This is a genomic window from Wolbachia endosymbiont (group A) of Anoplius nigerrimus (assembly GCF_947251795.1).
Lineage (GTDB): Bacteria > Pseudomonadota > Alphaproteobacteria > Rickettsiales > Anaplasmataceae > Wolbachia.
The window spans coordinates 109,192-128,556 of the sequence record NZ_OX366385.1 but is presented as its reverse complement, the minus strand read 5'-3'; the positions used below and the strand labels follow the sequence as shown (position 1 = coordinate 128,556).

General features: G+C 35.0%; 22 protein-coding genes and 3 pseudogenes. 16 read left to right on the top strand and 9 right to left on the bottom strand.

Annotated features, from left to right (window positions below; all coding sequences use genetic code 11):
- Positions 1-101: 101 nt before the first annotated feature.
- From OPR26_RS00730 to OPR26_RS00700, 7 genes and pseudogenes are all read left to right on the top strand, one after another.
- Positions 102-407 carry a head-tail joining protein gene (locus OPR26_RS00730; RefSeq protein ID WP_265015951.1) on the top strand — a complete coding sequence of 102 codons (306 nt, stop codon included), beginning with the start codon at positions 102-104 and terminating at the stop codon, positions 405-407.
- A 132-nt stretch (positions 408-539) separates the two neighbouring features.
- A complete protein-coding gene (locus tag OPR26_RS00725; RefSeq protein ID WP_265015950.1) occupies positions 540-1,703 on the top strand; it encodes a PQQ-like beta-propeller repeat protein in 1,164 nt (387 codons plus the stop codon).
- Between the two features lie 87 nt (positions 1,704-1,790).
- On the top strand, positions 1,791-2,351 hold the full coding sequence (locus tag OPR26_RS00720) for a phage tail protein (protein WP_265015949.1): 561 nt from the start codon (positions 1,791-1,793) through the stop codon (positions 2,349-2,351).
- Positions 2,278-2,754 carry a hypothetical protein gene (locus tag OPR26_RS00715; protein WP_265015948.1) on the top strand — a complete coding sequence of 159 codons (477 nt, stop codon included), beginning with the start codon at positions 2,278-2,280 and terminating at the stop codon, positions 2,752-2,754. The genes OPR26_RS00720 and OPR26_RS00715 overlap by 74 nt, the downstream gene beginning before the upstream one ends.
- A complete protein-coding gene (locus tag OPR26_RS00710; protein ID WP_265015947.1) occupies positions 2,741-3,196 on the top strand; it encodes a phage baseplate assembly protein V in 456 nt (151 codons plus the stop codon). Before OPR26_RS00715 ends, OPR26_RS00710 begins: the two co-directional genes overlap by 14 nt.
- 3 nt (positions 3,197-3,199) lie before the next feature.
- Entirely contained in the window at positions 3,200-3,454 is a 255-nt protein-coding gene (locus tag OPR26_RS00705) for a PAAR domain-containing protein (protein ID WP_265015946.1), read from the top strand.
- A gap of 177 nt (positions 3,455-3,631) precedes the next feature.
- A pseudogene (locus OPR26_RS00700) lies at positions 3,632-4,864 on the top strand (IS256 family transposase).
- A 60-nt stretch (positions 4,865-4,924) separates the two neighbouring features.
- Here OPR26_RS00700 and OPR26_RS00695 read toward each other — a convergent pair.
- The 5 genes and pseudogenes from OPR26_RS00695 to OPR26_RS00675 all read right to left on the bottom strand — a co-directional run.
- The gene (locus tag OPR26_RS00695; RefSeq protein WP_253302284.1) at positions 4,925-5,701 is read right to left on the bottom strand and encodes a hypothetical protein; all 777 of its coding nucleotides are present in this window, start codon (positions 5,699-5,701) and stop codon (positions 4,925-4,927) included.
- Positions 5,702-5,766: 65 nt separating this feature from the next.
- Positions 5,767-6,087 (bottom strand): annotated as a pseudogene (locus OPR26_RS00690) (phage tail protein); the annotation flags it as partial.
- A gap of 9 nt (positions 6,088-6,096) precedes the next feature.
- Positions 6,097-6,483 carry a transposase gene (locus OPR26_RS00685; RefSeq protein ID WP_265016251.1) on the bottom strand — a complete coding sequence of 129 codons (387 nt, stop codon included), beginning with the start codon at positions 6,481-6,483 and terminating at the stop codon, positions 6,097-6,099.
- Positions 6,484-6,503: 20 nt separating this feature from the next.
- A complete protein-coding gene (locus tag OPR26_RS00680; protein ID WP_264731180.1) occupies positions 6,504-6,869 on the bottom strand; it encodes a transposase in 366 nt (121 codons plus the stop codon).
- 108 nt (positions 6,870-6,977) lie between these two features.
- Positions 6,978-7,172: pseudogene (locus OPR26_RS00675) on the bottom strand (DUF3168 domain-containing protein); the annotation flags it as partial.
- A gap of 482 nt (positions 7,173-7,654) precedes the next feature.
- Here OPR26_RS00675 and OPR26_RS00670 point away from each other — a divergent pair.
- From OPR26_RS00670 to OPR26_RS00640, 6 genes are all read left to right on the top strand, one after another.
- On the top strand, positions 7,655-8,407 hold the full coding sequence (locus tag OPR26_RS00670) for an IS5 family transposase (protein ID WP_264702259.1): 753 nt from the start codon (positions 7,655-7,657) through the stop codon (positions 8,405-8,407).
- A gap of 135 nt (positions 8,408-8,542) precedes the next feature.
- Positions 8,543-11,023, top strand: coding sequence for a response regulator (locus OPR26_RS00665; RefSeq protein ID WP_265015943.1), 2,481 nt, complete (start codon positions 8,543-8,545; stop codon positions 11,021-11,023).
- Between the two features lie 90 nt (positions 11,024-11,113).
- Positions 11,114-11,956 carry a ParA family protein gene (locus OPR26_RS00660; RefSeq protein WP_006280226.1) on the top strand — a complete coding sequence of 281 codons (843 nt, stop codon included), beginning with the start codon at positions 11,114-11,116 and terminating at the stop codon, positions 11,954-11,956.
- The gene (locus OPR26_RS00655; protein ID WP_265015942.1) at positions 11,953-12,804 is read left to right on the top strand and encodes a ParB/RepB/Spo0J family partition protein; all 852 of its coding nucleotides are present in this window, start codon (positions 11,953-11,955) and stop codon (positions 12,802-12,804) included. Before OPR26_RS00660 ends, OPR26_RS00655 begins: the two co-directional genes overlap by 4 nt.
- Positions 12,805-13,499: 695 nt before the next feature.
- Entirely contained in the window at positions 13,500-14,252 is a 753-nt protein-coding gene (locus OPR26_RS00650) for an IS5 family transposase (protein WP_264702259.1), read from the top strand.
- Positions 14,253-15,059: 807 nt separating this feature from the next.
- Entirely contained in the window at positions 15,060-15,221 is a 162-nt protein-coding gene (locus tag OPR26_RS00640) for a hypothetical protein (protein WP_265015941.1), read from the top strand.
- Here OPR26_RS00640 and OPR26_RS00635 read toward each other — a convergent pair.
- Both OPR26_RS00635 and OPR26_RS00630 read right to left on the bottom strand, forming a co-directional pair.
- A complete protein-coding gene (locus OPR26_RS00635; protein ID WP_265016251.1) occupies positions 15,206-15,592 on the bottom strand; it encodes a transposase in 387 nt (128 codons plus the stop codon). The genes OPR26_RS00640 and OPR26_RS00635 overlap by 16 nt on opposite strands.
- 20 nt (positions 15,593-15,612) lie before the next feature.
- Complete coding sequence (locus OPR26_RS00630) at positions 15,613-15,978, bottom strand: transposase (RefSeq protein WP_264731180.1); 366 nt, start codon at positions 15,976-15,978, stop codon at positions 15,613-15,615.
- Between the two features lie 63 nt (positions 15,979-16,041).
- On the opposite strand from OPR26_RS00630, the gene OPR26_RS00625 reads away from it, so the two are divergent.
- Complete coding sequence (locus OPR26_RS00625; RefSeq protein WP_265015940.1) at positions 16,042-16,632, top strand: hypothetical protein; 591 nt, start codon at positions 16,042-16,044, stop codon at positions 16,630-16,632.
- Here the strand turns inward: OPR26_RS00625 and OPR26_RS00620 are convergent.
- Positions 16,617-17,003, bottom strand: coding sequence for a transposase (locus tag OPR26_RS00620; protein WP_265016255.1), 387 nt, complete (start codon positions 17,001-17,003; stop codon positions 16,617-16,619). The genes OPR26_RS00625 and OPR26_RS00620 overlap by 16 nt on opposite strands.
- A gap of 20 nt (positions 17,004-17,023) precedes the next feature.
- On the bottom strand, positions 17,024-17,389 hold the full coding sequence (locus tag OPR26_RS00615) for a transposase (RefSeq protein WP_265015672.1): 366 nt from the start codon (positions 17,387-17,389) through the stop codon (positions 17,024-17,026).
- A 135-nt stretch (positions 17,390-17,524) separates the two neighbouring features.
- Here OPR26_RS00615 and OPR26_RS00610 point away from each other — a divergent pair, with 135 nt between their 5' ends.
- Together OPR26_RS00610 and prmC are read left to right on the top strand one after the other, a co-directional pair.
- Positions 17,525-17,773 (top strand): transposase, encoded by a 249-nt coding sequence (locus OPR26_RS00610; protein ID WP_265015939.1) that lies wholly within the window; start codon positions 17,525-17,527, stop codon positions 17,771-17,773.
- Positions 17,774-18,467: 694 nt separating this feature from the next.
- Positions 18,468-19,307 carry a peptide chain release factor N(5)-glutamine methyltransferase gene (gene prmC / locus OPR26_RS00605; protein ID WP_265015938.1) on the top strand — a complete coding sequence of 280 codons (840 nt, stop codon included), beginning with the start codon at positions 18,468-18,470 and terminating at the stop codon, positions 19,305-19,307.
- Positions 19,308-19,365 lie beyond the last annotated feature (58 nt).

Sequence of the window (19,365 nt, the reverse complement as noted above, 5' to 3'; positions counted from 1 at the left end):
CAATACTGGTAGAGCAATTACAAAGTGGTGAGGCGTGGAAATGCTCTACCAGTATGCCCCTTCTTAGCGTGTATGTAGAAATTAGTGTATAAAGGTAAAGTATGCAAGAAAAAATAAAAAGATTATTTGCAGATTGTTTTACACATTTAGGACAGCAAGCTTTGTATGAGTCAAAGGATAAGTCATACATGGTACAGATATTAAAGCAACAGCCAGATAAATTATATGGAATTGGTGAAGGACAATTTGTCGGGGAGATGTTGATTTTGGAGGTGAGTATATTCGATGTATTGCAGCCAGTAGTAGGAGATACCTTTATTATTGATAAGCGTAAGTACAAAGTACATTCACCACCACTCAGGGATAATTCAGGAATATTGTGGAAAATAAACGCAGTGAGAATGTAAAATAGTTTTTCGTGTTAAAATCAAAACTAACGATAGTGAAATTGTTTAATATATCGTATCTTTAATGTGTATATAAAGTGATCTTTCTAGAAAAGTTTTATGAAACTAGCCATTTTTTTTATTGCTTTCTTATTGAGCACAAGTTGTGTTATTGCAAAAGATGGGGTAGAGCCTAGCTTAGAAATAAAAAATAAATATAGGTGTCACCCGTGGAATAATCCAAGTAGAGAGTTTTCTCAAGGTTATATACAACCAATTCCTATACACGAAAGTTACGAGCTAATTATTGGTGGTGATGGGGTATTGTACAACACAGGGTGGTACTGGAAGGATGTAGATTTATCTGGTAGTCATAAAACAATTGGTAGAATGAGTGCTACTTGCAGTGAATATTGTAGAGAAATTTACTTAGCAATAGATAATGTGCTATATGCAATAAATAGAGATAATACACAATATGAAATAAATGAAGACGCAGTTATGTGGAAAAAGGAGTTAAAGTCTTTGGTGAAAGGAAACCCTACAATTTTTAATAATAGAATAGCAATTTTGACTGTAGATAACTATTTATACATGCTGAACATAGAGAATGGTAATACAAGCTGGTTCTATCATATGTCTAATGGTAGTAATCAAATAAATTACATATCTCCTGTGGTTATACACGATAAGCTAATAGTTCCATTTTCAAATGGAGAGTTAGTAGCTTTTGACAAAGATGGGAAAAAGTTGTGGTCTTATAAGTTACCTTCTACAAATATTTTAGACACTCAGCTTGCAGATATCACAACTACTCCAGTAGTAAAGAATAACACATTAATAGCTACAAACAATTCTACCATTGTTGCGATTGATATAGGATCAGGAGATCTTTTGTGGTTAAAGGCCGTGGAAGCAAAAAATATCAGTGGTGGTGGGGTTATGCCATGGCTGTACCCCGATGATATAAATGGTAACGAATTTTTTGTAGTAAACACAAAGAATGAAGTTATGAAAGTTGCAATACCTGATGGTCAGATAATTTGGAGTACTAACTTAGTGGTGAATGATGAACTAAATGATAAACTAAAAGATGCATATTATGCTAAACCGATGCTAGATGAGAAATTATTTATTGTGAGCAATAAGGGAATCATGTTCCTATTAGATGAGAAGTCAGGCATGATAGAAGAGATAGTCAGCATTCCAGAAGGTGTGTATCATACGCCTGTAACTGATCTTGCAGTTGGGGACTATTACTTTACAACTGAGAAAAAAGGTATTTATAGCTGCATTGATCCAAATATCAGCAGATGAAATATTGCAGGTAATAAGGAAGAGATGTGCCATAGGTAGCACCGCTCAGAGACAATTCAGGAGTATTGTGGAAAATTCAAGCGTCAAATGCGTATTAACATCGAAGTCACCATACAAAGTATAGATGCTGAAAGGAAAAAAGTGGAAAAAGCGACGGTGAGGGCATTAAACAAAACAGCGCTATGGGTAAGATCGCAAACTGTCAAACAAGTTAGCGAAGAAAAACAAATACCAAAAAAAGCGATGAGAAAAAAGTTAAGTGTGGATAAAGCAAACAGAAAGCGCTTATGGTCAGTAGTAAAGCTCAGTTCGCAGTGGATAGGAGTAGCAAAACTTGGGAGCATAAAACAGACAAAAATAGGAGCAAGGGCAGGAAGCCGTATGTATGAAGGAGCATTTATAGCAACAATGAAAAATGGTCATATAGGAATATTCAGAAGAAGGTACATACCAATAGATGAAATTAAAGTAAACACGCAAGCTCGGAAAACAATGAAAGAGTTAGCCGAAAATGAAGCAGAAAGAGTATTTGAGAAGTATTTCGACCATGAACTTAATTTTATTTTAAGAGCGTATGTTTTGGAGAGATCTACATCAGAAGATTTGTACAACGCTAAAAGAAGAAATACCAGCAATACAGACATGTGAAGTGTATAGAGCGGTACGTCGGGAAATAATAGCGCCAGCAGTGTTTGTAGAGCTTGTGAGTTTAGAGCCAGGAAAAGATCCGGGAACAGAGGAATTGGCGCTGAGAGGAAGATTTGAGGCAAGAGTGATAGTTGATGGAACAGTCGAGGATTCCTCGGTAGTTGTAAGGTCACTGGCAGCGGAAGTTGCAAGGGTTGTAAGTAAAAATACTTGGAACGTGAAAAATATTGCACCTGGAGAGTTTTTATCAGCGGAAGTAGACAATTTTAGACCAGAATTAGATGCATATTTAGTGTGGTTAGTAGAATGGGCTCATGAGATGCACGTAGGAAAGTCAGTGTGGTCAGAAGCTGGAATTAAGCCGCATATTATAGAGATAGGTGAAGTACATGTTAGACCATAATTTTGCGATTGCAGAGTTAAATAGAAGGCTAGCGAACATTATTCGTATAGGTCTGATCAAAGAAATAGACTATGAAAAAGCAAAAGTAAGGGTAAAGGTAGGAGAATTTTTAACAGATTGGTTACCATGGATAACTTATCGAGCTGAAAGCTGGTCACCACCGAATATTGATGAACAGGTAGTAGTGTTATCACCGTTCGGGGAATTATCATTAGGAGTAGTATTACCGGCAATATATCAGGAGAAATATCCCCCTCCGGAGAATAAAAAGGAAATAAATAGTGCAAAATTTCAAGATGGGACAAAGTTATCGTACGATAAAGATAAACATCATTTAGAGATAGATGTAATAGATAAAATAACGCTAAAAGTTGGGGAATCAAGTATAGAAATGACAAAAAAGGGAATAAAACTCAAAGCAAAAAGAATAGATCTAAACTAGTATATGGGTAAAGCAATCGTTTGTGTAGGAGATTATTGCAGTGGAATACCAGCACATGTTTGTATGAGTGGAAGCAGCGATGTTTTTGTAAACGGTAGATCTGTGTGTCGAAAAGGAGATATCTTAACTCTAGGGGAGAAACTAACTCAAGGATCAAACAGCGTATTTGTGAATGGTATTGGTGTAGCAAGGACTGGAGATATGGTTTCGTGTGGTTTTAAAGTGATAAGTGGAAGTAGTAATGTTTTTTCAGAATAAAAATAAACCATGTGCTATACTTACCAAAAGTAAAATTATGAACATGGATATAACTACTAGCCTATTAGGAGACGTTAGTAATTTAATAGATAGAGCAAAGAATCAGGGAATGTTCAAAAAAGTGTGTCAAACCGAAAAAAAAGTAATAAATTGATATAAAAAAATGGAGGTTTGACAATGAGTCAGAAAGTAGTAAACAGAACTACCGGTTTGGTAGATTATAAAGAATTAGAAACAAATATCCTGTCGTCTATACGAGATAGGCAGGCCGTTGACAGGAAGAGATGGTGCATTAACACCATTTATAAAAAGACTGCTGGAGGCAAGTTTGGAAGGTGAAATAGAAAATCACTTGTTGGCTGAAAGCGAAGAAAATAATCGAAGAAATGGGAGGAATGGAAAGACTTTACGTACCAGTGCAGGTTCATTTGAGCTATTAACACCAAGAGACAGAGATGGAAATTTTGAACCTCAAATAGTCAAAAAAAGGCAAACAAACCAGAGCTTGAAACGAAGATCTTGAGCACATTTGCCAGTGGTATGAGCTATAGAGATATAGCGTCACATGTTGAGGAAATTTATGATCACAAAATATCGGTGGCAGAGATATCAAGTATTACTGACAAATTGCTACCTATAATCAATGAATGGCGTAGTCGTCCACTGCAATCAGTATACCCGATAGTATTTATGGATGGGATGTTTTTTAAGGTCAAAGAGGATGGACATTGTGTAAGTAAATGTATGTACAATATATTGGGCATAGACCAAAATGGCAGAAAAGAAGTATTAGGTTTTTATTTGGCTGAAAGTGAAGGAGCTAACTTCTGGTTGGGAGTACTAAATGATCTAAAAGAGAGAGGAGTAGAAGATATTCTAATTGTATGTGTAGATGGGCTAAAAAGCTTTCCTGCAGCGATAAATAGTGCGTTTCCTAAAGCAGAAGTACAGCTATGTATAGTGCATCAGATAAGAAATTCTCTGAAATATGTATCCAGCAAAGATGTGAAAGTTTTCATGAATGATCTGAAAAAAATATATCGTGCTGCAAGCAGAGAAATTGCCGAGAATTATTTGCTTGAGTTGGAAGAAAAATGGGGAGAAAAGTACCCATTGGTTGTAAAATCGTGGCAGAATAATTGGGAAAATTTGTCCGGTTATTTCAAGTATTCTGGCCCAGTTAGGAAGCTAATTTATACTACCAATCCTATTGAGGGGCTACATAGGCAGATCAGAAAATTTACTAAAACTAAGGGCTCATTTACTAGTACAAATGCCTTGTATAAACAGGTGTATTGTGCTATAAAAAAGGTAGAGCAAAAATGGACTATGGCTTTGCCTAATTGGGCATTAACTATGTCTCAGTTCGACATTTTCTTTCCTAATAGATTGAAAATTGAGTTGAACTAAAAATGCGGTTTGACACAGTTTATTTAACACTCCCTCGAAAGATTATTACAAAGAGAAATCTTACACAGATCGACCCTTTTGTGAATCTGCGTTTCTGCTTTCTTCAACTTGTTTTGCAAAAGATGTTTCCTGTTTCTGAAGTGGCTTAGCAATTTCGCGCACAACGGCAGTAACTGCTGTTAAAAATGTTTTTAACAATGCACCTAAAGCTCCACCAACTGCTTCCCTGCCATATATATGAGCTTGCTTTTCGTTATCGTCAGCAGTTTCCCCTGCTCTCCTTCTTGGATCCATCCTATGAGCAATCACCGAAAACAACACTCCCCTGATTGAAGACTTCACTCGTTTTTTTGCTTCATCATCATGTGCTGTTTCATGTCCATGACTTAAGTGTTTAGCGTTCATTAGCTCCTTTTGTTGCTGGGCAAACATGCTACTTAATACTTCTTCTATTGCTTGCTTCCTTCTTTTCTCTCTAACCCTTTTCATAGATTCTGATTTATCGCGAGTATGCTTTGTGGTTTCAAATTCTGCATCAATATCTTCAGACGCAGCCTGACTATATAAAGTCTCTATGAGCCTGTCTATGCTTCGCTTTATTTGCATAGTCCTTTCGTAACTATCCGAATTATCAATTCCTTCGTCGATCTGATTTAGAATATCCTCAAAAGCTTTTAAATAGTCTTGAATATACTGTATTATGTATTGCTTATCTTCCTCTTTGTATTGTTCTTCTTGATTTTGCTGATTTTCATTTTCTAAACTTTTCTCTCTTTTATCATCATTATTTTCTTCAATATTATCATCGTCTTCCTCGAAAAGGTCTTCGTCGTTCATGATTTTTTTTAATTTAGTTAAAATTCTCACCAGTTACTATTGTATATGAAAAAATTAAATTAACATTAATGAAAAGCGTTTACAACTTCAGCACTCGCTAAAACTACAGTAAAACTGTCAAAAGCAGCGGGGTCATAATACCTCTCATACAGTTCAACTGAACACCGTAATCTGATCTTTTCCTTAGTGTTAAAATTAATTTCATAATCATTATTAGAGTTTAATATAGCAGAATTACGTAATAATTCATCAGCTAATACAGAGTCTAAAATTCCATTAATTTTTATCGTAATATGTCTGCTTCCAGCACAATCGAGCACTTTTCTCCAGCCAAAAGAAGAAATATCTTTCACCTCTTCTCTGTTATTACGCAAAGTAAACCTTAGAGCATGTCTTCAAACTGAAGAATGAGCTAATTTGTGAAGCATAATAGTGATCATATTAAAGAAGATATAGTTTTTTGAGGTGAGAGGAGAATGCTCGTAATCTTTACTCATGCGCCTAAAATTGGAAAGCCAGGCAAAAGTTCTTTCAACAATCCAACGTTTGGGAATAACTTGAAATCCTGTATCAACTATTTTCTTGGCAATCGTTAATAAACATCCCGTTTCCAATAAGCATCTGTTTTGTAATTTACCTATGTACCCTTGATCAGCAAAAAACTTACGTAAAGTTGGAACTTTGCATTTAGCTTGGGCAAAAAGATTTAGAGCACTATCACGATCTTGAATACTTGCACTCTGTACTTCAGCAGCAATTACAAGACCCACAGTATCTACAATAATATGGCGTTTTCTGCCCTTTATTTTTTTGCCAGCATCATATCCTCTGGATCCCCTTTTTGAGTAGTTTTCACTGACTGGCTATCAATTATACCTACTGATGGAGTCTTATTTTTACCAATCATCTCTCTTACTTTTTTAACTAGAAAATCATGAATTTCTTGCCATATTCCACTTTTTTTCAAGCGCGAATTACAACTATATACGGTTTTCCATGGTGGAAAATCTTTAGGCAGTTGTCTCCATTGACATCCTGTTCTCATCATATAGCGGATTGCATTAATAATTGTTCTAATACTATGTTTTCTTGGTCTGCCGGTCTTTTTAGGTTCAAAATATGGCTCTATTGTCTTCCATTCTTTGTCACTTATATCGCTTGGGTACATCTTAAAATGTACCTTATACCATACTTCTTAACTTCTTTCTACTCAGTTTGAAGACATGCTCTTAGGTTTCGTATATTATTTAACACAATAAAATTATTGTCATGACCTTTAATTTTTAGCTGTAATTTGCTCATTATCACCTCCTTTTATTAAAATATCAAAATTAATTGTTGAATGTAAAATTTCATCGTGCTGACTCATAGCACAATTACTTTCTAAAATGGCCTCATTACTCAAACCTTCAATGCTCTTAAGTATCAAGTTAATATGCCTTATAATGGCAAACGTACTGCCTATATGATGGGGTGCGACCCGAAAGTCGTGATTTTGTGGTGGTTAAATTCCATCTTCCCTAAACATCAGGGATAAAGTATGTCTCACATTTTAGAAAGTGGCAACTTCTGGGATGCAAGCATGAGACAAAAGCAGGTAATACCTAACCTTATGGTAAATCCCTGCGAACAGAGTTGGATAAGGTTACGAAAGGAACTTATGTTTGAATTGTCGTCAGCAGGAATATGCGAAATAAGGTTGATACGCATAGACCAAAATGGTAGAAGCGCAAAGAGGAATCAAGATCCTAGGCTCTGTGGACAAAAAATATGAAAAGAGAGAAAAAGATGGTAGTTTAGCCTAATAGGTAAAAAATGGAGAAACTACCATATGCAATATTACATCAAAGAGGAAAATTGGAAACAAATTTTAGGCTCTGTGGACAAAAAATATGAAAAGAGAGAAAAAGATGGTAGTTTAGCCTAATAGGTAAAAAATGGAGAAACTACCATATGCAATATTACATCAAAGAGGAAAATTGGAAACAAATTTTAGAGTTCATAAAAAGCGTAAAAGGAATGCACAGCAAAGATGAAAAACGTTTAAGAATATTCATAGAGGCAGTGTGGTACATAGTGCGAAGTGGTTGCCAATGGAGACTTTTACCAAAAACTTATGGTAATTACAGGAGTATACATAAGCGATTTAAAAGATGGTGTGAAAGAGATGTCTGGAAAAAATTGCTTGAATATACTAAACAAGAGCCTGATTTAGAAGTTGCTATAATCGACGGTACGATCATCCGAGCCCATCCATGTTCATCTGGATATACAAAAAACTCCAAGGATCAAGAAGCTTTAGGGAGGAGCAAAGGTGGCTTTACAACTAAAATACATGCGCTTGTCGATGCACTTGGAAATCCACTTAAATTTACTCTGACTCCTGGTCAAAGAAATGAAATTACGCAGGCACAAGTGTTGACCGAAAGTATCTATAACTCTACTGTAGTAGCTGACAAGGGCTACGATAGCAATGCCTTTGTTACAAGTCTTGAAGACAAGGGATGTACAGTAGTTATTCCGCCAAAACGGAATCGAAAAGTGCAAAGGTATTACGATGAGCATATCTACAAAGAACGTCATTTGATTGAGTGTTTTTTTGGTAAAATTAAAAATTTTAGGCGCATTTTTTCCAGATTTGATAAAACTGCTGAGGTTTTTATGGGTTTTCTCAATTTTGTTGGAGCTCTTGTATGGCTTCTCTAAAATTTTGTCCACAGAGCCTAAGGAACTTAATTAGATTTGGATGATAATTATCTATCAAAGACGTTAATAAATCTATAATAATTAAATCAATATAATAAAACATTTTCGTATGTACAACGATGCCAAGTAACAATAATGAGTAAAAGATACATAGATAACAAAAAAGAGAACAGGGTTGACTTCATACTAAGAAATTATGGAATGTCAATTGTTGTGATGGCAGTTATTATGCTCTTACCTCCAGTAGCAATATCGATACTCTACTTTTTTGATATATATAGTCAGCATATTAATATAGAGATTAATTTATTAGTTAGCATTCTAACAACTCTCTTTATGATATATAATGTAAAACGCTACAGATACCTACTTAACACTATAGAATTTCAAAATGCAATATTTGCAAATGCACTAAATCATAATACAGAATTTTGCCTTATTTTACATAAAGATGAAGGTATTATTTATGCTGATGCAAGGTTCTACGAAAGGTTTAAAGATCATATAGATGATGACATTACGTTAGGCAAGATTCTTGAAATAGGAGATGTTTCAGAAGCAGACAAAAAAGTACTCTATCATGCACTAAAAAATAACTCTTCTGTACAGGTATGCATTTCCTTAAACAAGAAGAATAGAGTATCTAACTTTCTTTTGCTCTTTGAGCCGATACCAGATAATCCCCAAATTGCTATAAATAGTAATAAGATTTTAAATTTATCATTAGTGCCAATAGCAAGGCCAGATGGGTATTTTGTGTTAAAAGCAACACAGATAAACAAGGAGCAGATATATGAAGAGTTAATAGAAAAACACAGTATAGGAACTTACATTGCAAATGCCAAAGGGGTGATTTTATCTGTAAATAAAAGATTTTTAGACATATTTGAACTGAAAAAACTGGAAAAAGGTAGCTCAATCAGTGATTTTATATCTCAATCTAAATATAACAATACAACAACCGATAATGAAATTTTGTTTTTTACTATAAGTGGTATTCCATTCAAGGCTTATATGAGCACTGCTATATTTTGTGATAAATACAACCATAGCTATATATATGGCTTTATAACACCAACCGAATCAAATATTGTTGATTATCAATTACACCCTTGTTTTGTAAATTCATCAATTGCTATTGCACAATGTGACATAAACGGCAACTTTGTAAAGAAAAATACGGCACTAATAAAGCTTGCAGGGTCAGATAATAATTCAATCTTTACATTGATATTGGATAGTTATCATGTGAAAATACGTGAATATTTTTCAAGTAATAGAATAAATAATGCGTACTTTGATGTGCAGCTCAACGGCGGTAATAACATAAAAATATATTTCAATAAGTTTCTTCATAATAAAATGATATTCATAATTTGTTATTTTATTGATAATACTGAACACAAAAACCTAGAGATAAAGCTTGAGCATTATCAAAAGATGCAAGCTATAGGGCAGTTAGCAGGTGGTATTGCGCATGATTTCAACAATATATTGACTGGGATAATAGGATTTTGCGATTTGCTTTTACTCCAGCATTCAGCTGGTGATCCATCTTTTGGAGATATAATACAGATACAGCAAAATGCAAAGCGTGGATCAAATTTAGTAAGACAATTGCTTGCTTTTTCAAGAAGACAGACCTTGCAGCCAAAAATTATTGATGTAAATAGAACTATAGCTAATCTTTATGAAATGATAAAAAGATTAATAGGTGAAAATATAAAATTTAACATTTATTATGGTAGAGACTTGGGTGCTGTTAGGGCTGATCAAGGGCAATTAGAGCAAGTTATACTTAACTTAGCAGTCAATGCTAGTGCTGCTATGGAAAAGGGCGGGGAATTAACTATACGAACCTTTAATCAAAAGATTGACTCATTAAATTCTACATCTCAGGATATGTTTTCTCCAGACAAGGAAACGATCGAACATGGAAATTATGTTGTGATTGAAGTAATTGATACTGGATGTGGAATGACAAGTGATACAATTGGAAAGGTATTTGACCCATTTTTTTCTACCAAAGATATTACCTCTGGTACAGGTCTTGGCCTCTCTACTGTATATGGCATTATTAAACAAACTGAAGGATACATCTATGTTGCTAGCAAAGTAAATCATGGAACTAAATTTAGCATATTTTTGCCCATGGTTTACATATCAGATGAAAATCTGAGAGAGGAAGATAGTGAAGAAATAGAAAGACCGGTAGTAAGTGAAATTAAAGGTAATGGTATAATTTTATTGATTGAAGATGAAGATTCAGTAAGGGAATTCATTGCTAAAGCACTAAAAAGGAAAGGATTTGATGTAATAGAAGCAAGCATAGGCAGCGAGGCGCTAGAAATAATCAGTAAAAAAAGTCAACACATAGATCTTATAATCACTGATGTAATCATGCCAGAGGTGAGCGGCCCAGAAATAGTTAAAGAAGCATTGATCCATAGGCCAAATATCAACGTTATTTTTATTTCTGGGTATGCGGAAGATGCTTTTTTAAAGAGTGATGACATCAATATAGAAGATTTTCACTTTTTGCCAAAACCATTCACTCTGAATGAATTAGGAAACAAGGTTCAAAGTGTGTTACACAAAGCAAAAAAGACAGTCTAATTTTAGTGTGGTTAACAACAAAAAAATTTTCTAATGCAAAAGTTTCTTGCATATATACAATAGAATTATTTTATACATAAGATAAAAGGCGTGAGCAAGATTATTGCAATAGTAAATCAAAAGGGTGGAGTTGGCAAAACCACAACTAGTATAAATTTATCGACAGCCTTTGCTGCTGTGGGAAAAAGCACTTTATTGGTAGATCTTGATCCTCAAGGAAATGCTAGCACCGGGCTCGGGATTTCTTATCGTAGTAGGGAAGAAAAAAATATATACAAAATACTACTAAGCAGCGAAAATAAATTGATAGAATCGGCAATTTTCAATATAAAGGAAATTCCAAATTTATCACTAATTTCGTCAGTAGTTGATTTATCAGCTGCAGAAATTGAATTATCGCAACTTGAGCGAGGAAAATTTGTGCTAAAAAGCGCATTAGAGAAGATACGCGATAATTATGAGTATATAATCATCGATTGCCCTCCATCACTTGGGCTTCTAACCATAAATGCTTTGACTGCTGCTAATTCTATTATTGTCCCTCTTCAGTGTGAATTTTTTGCTTTGGAGGGATTAAGCCATTTAGTTAAAACTGTAGAGCTGATAAAAAGAAATAACCTAAACCCTTTTTTGGCAATAGAAGGGATAGTGTTAACAATGTATGACAGGCGCAACAAACTCAGTGAACAGATTAAAAACGATATTTGCCAGTATTTAAATGATAAAGTATACAAAACTATCATCCCATTGTATGAGACTGTTATTCCACGTAACGTACGGTTATCAGAAGCGCCTTCTCATGGAAAACCCGCTATTGTGTATGATCTTAAGTGTCCTGGTGCACAAGCATATATAAGTTTGGCAAGGGAAATTTTAAAAAAGCACGCGAGCAGTTGTAAGGAGAAGAAACTAGTAAGCGAGGGCGTAGTATGAAGGATGATAGACGCCTCGGCAGAGGTCTTGCTGGTCTCATAGGCGATAATTATGATAATAAAGAAGATCGACAAGAGTATCTGCCTATTTCATTACTGCACCCAAGCAAATTTCAACCGAGGAAACATTTTGACGAGGAGTCATTAAGAGAACTTGCAAATTCGATAAAGAAAAGTGGCATTATACAGCCTATCGTGGTACGCAAAGATTCAAATGATGATGGTTATGAAATAATAGCTGGAGAACGTCGTTGGCGAGCAAGCAAGATTGCAAATCTTGATAGTGCACCGGTTATCATAAAAGATCTGAGCGACAAGGAATGCTTGGAAGTATCCATTATTGAAAACATACAAAGGCAAGATATTAATCCAATAGAGGAAGGTGAAGCTTACAGAAAACTGATAGATGAGTTTTTCTATACACATGAGGAATTAGCTTCAGCTATAGGCAAAAGCCGCAGCCACATAACTAATATGATTCGGATGTTGTCACTTTCCTGTAGGGTGAAAACAATGATCAACGAAAAAAAGCTATCTATGGGCCATGCAAGAGCGTTGATTAATGTTGAAAATGCGGAAAGTATTGCAGAAAAAATAGTTTCTCAGGGCTTAAGCGTTAGACAAACTGAAAAACTGATAAAGGACCTACATCAAAACAACAATCAAAAAGAGCAGAGATATACTAGAAATCAAGATATGACAGTAATAGAAGGCGCTATATCTTCTCAACTTGGTTTAAAGATCAAAATTAATGACAACAATTCTAAGGGTAAAGTTATGATACGGTATGATAATCCAAATGAATTGGATTTGATATTGAAAATTTTGAATAGGAAACTTGAGTGCTAGTAGAGCAAAAAGATAATATAAAATACAACTATTGATGTCACCCAAGTAGCATGGAGAGACAAAAATCACTTGACAAACTCCGCCATCCCTCTTATCATAAAACTGAAGCTATTTTATTTAACTTCGCAATCTCTGCAGCAGATTAAAATGACAAGAAAACTTGTATTTGGCGTACTATTGTTTAATTTTTTGCACTATGTGCACCTTATGTCTTCACAACATTTCTAGGTTTTTACCTACATAAGCTGAAACGCGCTTATAAAGCGTTCAAGACATCACCCAACGTCAAATTTTAAAATAGAGAGTGTAATAACTAGCTACCACGGGTTTTCTTTGCCTTTTTTTTCTGCCTAGTAAATTTCTTAAACATTTGTAGCTAAGGTTAGTTGCATTTAAAAGCAGCTAAATTGCAGTATTTAAGACTTAAAAAACGCCAATACTGAAAATAGACAATGACCAGGGCTTCTTTTGCCTTTTTTTTTATTTGGTGAATTTCTTAATATTTATGGCTAAACGACAACCGTCATCCCGCTGCTTGTTAGCGGCTGAGATACCGTGACGGTATGACGGTTCGCGGTGGCATCTCGTCATCCCGCTGCTTGTTAGCGGGATCTAGGCTCTGTGGACAAAAAATATGAAAAGAGAGAAAAAGATGGTAGTTTAGCCTAATAGGTAAAAAATGGAGAAACTACCATATGCAATATTACATCAAAGAGGAAAATTGGAAACAAATTTTAGAGTTCATAAAAAGCGTAAAAGGAATGCACAGCAAAGATGAAAAACGTTTAAGAATATTCATAGAGGCAGTGTGGTACATAGTGCGAAGTGGTTGCCAATGGAGACTTTTACCAAAAACTTATGGTAATTACAGGAGTATACATAAGCGATTTAAAAGATGGTGTGAAAGAGATGTCTGGAAAAAATTGCTTGAATATACTAAACAAGAGCCTGATTTAGAAGTTGCTATAATCGACGGTACGATCATCCGAGCCCATCCATGTTCATCTGGATATACAAAAAACTCCAAGGATCAAGAAGCTTTAGGGAGGAGCAAAGGTGGCTTTACAACTAAAATACATGCGCTTGTCGATGCACTTGGAAATCCACTTAAATTTACTCTGACTCCTGGTCAAAGAAATGAAATTACGCAGGCACAAGTGTTGACCGAAAGTATCTATAACTCTACTGTAGTAGCTGACAAGGGCTACGATAGCAATGCCTTTGTTACAAGTCTTGAAGACAAGGGATGTACAGTAGTTATTCCGCCAAAACGGAATCGAAAAGTGCAAAGGTATTACGATGAGCATATCTACAAAGAACGTCATTTGATTGAGTGTTTTTTTGGTAAAATTAAAAATTTTAGGCGCATTTTTTCCAGATTTGATAAAACTGCTGAGGTTTTTATGGGTTTTCTCAATTTTGTTGGAGCTCTTGTATGGCTTCTCTAAAATTTTGTCCACAGAGCCTAGAGATACCGCGGCGGTATGACGGTTAAGTAGGGTGTCATCCGAGTAGCTTGACACTGGGATGGCTTTGTTGCATCGCTACTTATGAAAGGCTAACTATAGTTAGAATTATAAGCAACCTATTGAAAATCTTGTTTTTTTGCAATCAATCTGATCAAATTTAAGAATAGTAATTTATTATTTATATTAATAAATTTAATTCTATTGAAAATAGCTAAAGCATTGAAATTCTTGAATTTTAGCCAGATTAGTGAGTGGTAGTGAAATTTCTTTTACTCAAATTTAGGTATTCACTGACCGTTCTTATTATAAATACCAGAATAATAAGCTACTGATATTCTCCATCTTTTTTATCTTTAATCCATCATAGCTAGCGATGCAACAAAGCCCACTGGGATCCAGAAAACTTCACTTTAAATAAGTGGCTGCATAATAAAGACTAGATCCCAGTGTCACGCACTGGGATGACAGGAGAAGAAGGCTACTTGGATGACAAAAAGGGGCTACTCGGATGACACCCTGACAACCGTCATCCCGCTACGTGTTAGCGGGATCTATGTTAAGAGATACCGCGGCGGTATGACGTAGGACTGCTGTCATTCCAGCGCTCCTTTCTCGTCATCCCAGTGCCCAGACACTGGGATCCAGAAAAATTGATTATGTACTATACAACATTTTCGATCAAAAGCTGGATTCCAGTGTCAAGCACTGGAATGACATCATAGGGGCTACCTGCATAAGTGTTGAAAGTAACACAAGAAAGACATAAAGAACTATTATTGCAAGAAAATGGAGGCAATAATGGATCAAATAGAAAGAGTACTAAATTTAATAAAAGATGAGGATTTAGAAAGGCTAGGAAAATTAAGTGAAGTAGATAAATGTAATACTAAATTGTTGGGCAAGATTATATTTAAAGGTCTAAGAGCATGTCTTCAAACTGAAGAATGAGCTAATTTGTGAAGCATAATAGTGATCATATTAAAGAAGATATAGTTTTTTGAGGTGAGAGGAGAATGCTCGTAATCTTTACTCATGCGCCTAAAATTGGAAAGCCAGGCAAAAGTTCTTTCAACAATCCAACGTTTGGGAATAACTTGAAATCCTGTATCAACTATTTTCTTGGCAATCGTTAATAAACATCCCGTTTCCAATAAGCATCTGTTTTGTAATTTACCTATGTACCCTTGATCAGCAAAAAACTTACGTAAAGTTGGAACTTTGCATTTAGCTTGGGCAAAAAGATTTAGAGCACTATCACGATCTTGAATACTTGCACTCTGTACTTCAGCAGCAATTACAAGACCCACAGTATCTACAATAATATGGCGTTTTCTGCCCTTTATTTTTTTGCCAGCATCATATCCTCTGGATCCCCTTTTTGAGTAGTTTTCACTGACTGGCTATCAATTATACCTACTGATGGAGTCTTATTTTTACCAATCATCTCTCTTACTTTTTTAACTAGAAAATCATGAATTTCTTGCCATATTCCACTTTTTTTCAAGCGCGAATTACAACTATATACGGTTTTCCATGGTGGAAAATCTTTAGGCAGTTGTCTCCATTGACATCCTGTTCTCATCATATAGCGGATTGCATTAATAATTGTTCTAATACTATGTTTTCTTGGTCTGCCGGTCTTTTTAGGTTCAAAATATGGCTCTATTGTCTTCCATTCTTTGTCACTTATATCGCTTGGGTACATCTTAAAATGTACCTTATACCATACTTCTTAACTTCTTTCTACTCAGTTTGAAGACATGCTCTAATGAAGTTAATATTAATGGGGCAAAAAACAAGCCTAAGAGCGCTAGAAATGGTAATAAACAGGTGTATAATGGATAAGAATAGCGATAAAAGTACAGTAACATACAGTGGTTTGTCAAAAAGGTTAAAAGTTATAAATCCAGAATATTTTAAGGGAGTATATATTGATTTGATGAGCAAGATTAAAAAGCTATTACCCCAAAAAACATCAAATAACTTACATAAGTTTGATTCGACGATCATAAATTTATCGGGATATCTCATAAAAGATGGGCTAAAAATAGGCGGTAAAAGTAACGACAGTCAAGTTAAAGTGAGTGTAGGATTAAAGGATCAATTGCCGACAAGTATAAGATTTTGTAAAGGACAAGAAGAAAGTAGTGAAGATATAGCATTAGTGAGAGCAATTAATGAAGCTAAAGTTGAAAAAGAGGATATTTTATTATTTGATAGAGGAATCAGAAAAGTTGGAACTTTTGCCGAATTTGATGAAAAGGAGTACAAATTTATCACAAGAGTTAAAGTAGGAAGAAAACATGATGTTATAAGCAGGAACAAAGTTATAAGAGCATGTCTTCAAACTGAAGAATGAGCTAATTTGTGAAGCATAATAGTGATCATATTAAAGAAGATATAGTTTTTTGAGGTGAGAGGAGAATGCTCGTAATCTTTACTCATGCGCCTAAAATTGGAAAGCCAGGCAAAAGTTCTTTCAACAATCCAACGTTTGGGAATAACTTGAAATCCTGTATCAACTATTTTCTTGGCAATCGTTAATAAACATCCCGTTTCCAATAAGCATCTGTTTTGTAATTTACCTATGTACCCTTGATCAGCAAAAAACTTACGTAAAGTTGGAACTTTGCATTTAACTTGGGCAAAAAGATTTAGAGCACTATCACGATCTTGAATACTTGCACTCTGTACTTCAGCAGCAATTACAAGACCCACAGTATCTACAATAATATGGCGTTTTCTGCCCTTTATTTTTTTGCCAGCATCATATCCTCTGGATCCCCTTTTTGAGTAGTTTTCACTGACTGGCTATCAATTATACCTACTGATGGAGTCTTATTTTTACCAATCATCTCTCTTACTTTTTTAACTAGAAAATCATGAATTTCTTGCCATATTCCACTTTTTTTCAAGCGCGAATTACAACTATATACGGTTTTCCATGGTGAAAAATCTTTAGGCAGTTGTCTCCATTGACATCCTGTTCTCATCATATAGCGGATTGCATTAATAATTGTTCTAATACTATGTTTTCTTGGTCTGCCGGTCTTTTTAGGTTCAAAATATGGCTCTATTGTCTTCCATTCTTTGTCACTTATATCGCTTGGGTACATCTTAAAATGTACCTTATACCATACTTCTTAACTTCTTTCTACTCAGTTTGAAGACATGCTCTAAGAGAACAAAAATCGGATGGATCAGAGATTTTAGAAGATATAATAGTTAATCTTTATCGTGCACGAGGTAAAGTGGCAGAAAAGCATGATCTACGGCTAATAAAAATCAGAAATAAAATTGGAGATGAAATATGGTTTTTGACAAACTTGTTTGAAATGCCAGCTTATGAAGTAACAGAGCTATATAGGCGCAGATGGGATATAGAAGTGTTCTTTAAATTTATAAAGCAAAATCTTGGATATAAGCACTTTTTAAGCCATACTATGAATGGCATGAAGGTACATGATTATTATTACGGCTTTGTTATTTCTTGTTTATAAAATCAAAAATAATCTACATGGGTTCAAAATAGCATTACTGCAATTCACATTGGATCTAAATGACTCTTTTATACGTTCGATTGTTTTACTGTCGGGAGGTAATTTACATGCCGTTGATCATCTCATATCACGTTATTTTTGATACTTTCAACACTTATGGGGCACTGGGATGACAGCTAGCCTGACAACCGTCATCCCTGTAAAGGTCAAGTATTCCGCTATGTGTTAGCGCCGCGGCGCATAAGTGTTGAAAGTGCTATAAGTGGCATTATATAAGGTGGTTAATGGCATAAATTTCAATGATAATAAAATAAATCAAAAAAGCGCCTTTTTGCCTGTGGTTAGAAGGTTTAAGCGAATTTTTGACGTGGTTTATCTGCTTTCCCAACAACGAAGGTTGATATCAAGAGGAGATTTACATACCATTAATCACCTTGTGTGACTGCACTTTCAACACTTATGCGGTATGACGGTTAAGTATCCCAGTGCTTGACGCTGGGATCTGATGCAGTTATTCTAGGCTAAGGTAATCCGCATAGCAAATGGTGTCATGCAAGTAGCTGACACTGGAATCTAGAATTTTTTTTAACTAGATCTTATGGTCAAGCCATAGGATGACAGAGAAGGTAAGCCTTATTTAAGTTAGCTATATATACTCATCGTTTATGGCTGAAAGGAACACATTTTTAGAATAATGAAAACAATCAGCACTTTAATTCAAGAAGGATCGGAGTTATTATCGTCACATAAAGTTGAATCACCACATTTAGATTGTGAAATCATCATGCAGCACGTACTTGGAGTGGAAAGATCATTCATAATTATGAACCATGCTGATCAAGTGCCGATGGAGAAAGAACTTTTATTTTGGAAATTAACAAAAAAAAGAGCGGAAAGATATCCAATATCGCAAATAATAGGTAATCGTGAATTCTGGAGTAAAAATTTTATAGTTAACCAGCATGTTTTGGATCCAAGACCAGATAGTGAAACAATAATCCTAGCAGTGTTAAAATATTACCCAAATAAAAAGCAGAGACTAAAAATTGCAGATTTTGGTACAGGCACAGGTTGTTTATTGATATCCGTACTTAGTGAGTATGAATATGCCGTTGGTATCGGTTTTGAAAAAAGCTTGGAAGCATACAAAGTTGCCTATCAGAACATAAAGAAACATAATCTTCTCAGCAGAGCCAAAATATTTCCAAGCTCATGGACAGAGTGCAGAGGTTCATTCGATCTTATAATCAGTAATCCTCCATATATTAAAAGAAGCAAATTGAAAGACCTGCAAGCCGAAGTGCAAAAGGAACCAAAAATTGCCCTTGATGGTGGAATTGATGGTCTGAGCTGTTACTTGAGCATTTTTCCAATATTGAGAAAGTGCCTTAAAAAAAATGGGTTTGCGATATTGGAGATAGGCGAAGATCAAAATGATATTGACAAAATAATACCCTCATACAAATTAGCTTTTCAAGAATACGTATATGATTTGGCAGGAATGAAGAGATGCATTGTTATGCAAAAAACATAGCTAATGTTTTCTTCCTTCATCCCATATTATCCTATGTCATCCCAGCACCCTCTACCTC

Coding starts and splice junctions, on each gene's coding strand:
- OPR26_RS00730 (WP_265015951.1), top strand. CDS start 102: ATGCAAGAAAAAATAAAAAGATTATTTGCAGATTGTTTTACACATTTA.
- OPR26_RS00720 (WP_265015949.1), top strand. CDS start 1,791: ATGCGTATTAACATCGAAGTCACCATACAAAGTATAGATGCTGAAAGG.
- OPR26_RS00715 (WP_265015948.1), top strand. CDS start 2,278: ATGTTTTGGAGAGATCTACATCAGAAGATTTGTACAACGCTAAAAGAA.
- OPR26_RS00710 (WP_265015947.1), top strand. CDS start 2,741: ATGTTAGACCATAATTTTGCGATTGCAGAGTTAAATAGAAGGCTAGCG.
- OPR26_RS00705 (WP_265015946.1), top strand. CDS start 3,200: ATGGGTAAAGCAATCGTTTGTGTAGGAGATTATTGCAGTGGAATACCA.
- OPR26_RS00695 (WP_253302284.1), bottom strand. CDS start 5,701: ATGAACGACGAAGACCTTTTCGAGGAAGACGATGATAATATTGAAGAA.
- OPR26_RS00680 (WP_264731180.1), bottom strand. CDS start 6,869: ATGTACCCAAGCGATATAAGTGACAAAGAATGGAAGACAATAGAGCCA.
- OPR26_RS00670 (WP_264702259.1), top strand. CDS start 7,655: ATGCAATATTACATCAAAGAGGAAAATTGGAAACAAATTTTAGAGTTC.
- OPR26_RS00665 (WP_265015943.1), top strand. CDS start 8,543: ATGAGTAAAAGATACATAGATAACAAAAAAGAGAACAGGGTTGACTTC.
- OPR26_RS00655 (WP_265015942.1), top strand. CDS start 11,953: ATGAAGGATGATAGACGCCTCGGCAGAGGTCTTGCTGGTCTCATAGGC.
- OPR26_RS00650 (WP_264702259.1), top strand. CDS start 13,500: ATGCAATATTACATCAAAGAGGAAAATTGGAAACAAATTTTAGAGTTC.
- OPR26_RS00640 (WP_265015941.1), top strand. CDS start 15,060: ATGGAGGCAATAATGGATCAAATAGAAAGAGTACTAAATTTAATAAAA.
- OPR26_RS00630 (WP_264731180.1), bottom strand. CDS start 15,978: ATGTACCCAAGCGATATAAGTGACAAAGAATGGAAGACAATAGAGCCA.
- OPR26_RS00625 (WP_265015940.1), top strand. CDS start 16,042: ATGAAGTTAATATTAATGGGGCAAAAAACAAGCCTAAGAGCGCTAGAA.
- OPR26_RS00615 (WP_265015672.1), bottom strand. CDS start 17,389: ATGTACCCAAGCGATATAAGTGACAAAGAATGGAAGACAATAGAGCCA.
- prmC (WP_265015938.1), top strand. CDS start 18,468: ATGAAAACAATCAGCACTTTAATTCAAGAAGGATCGGAGTTATTATCG.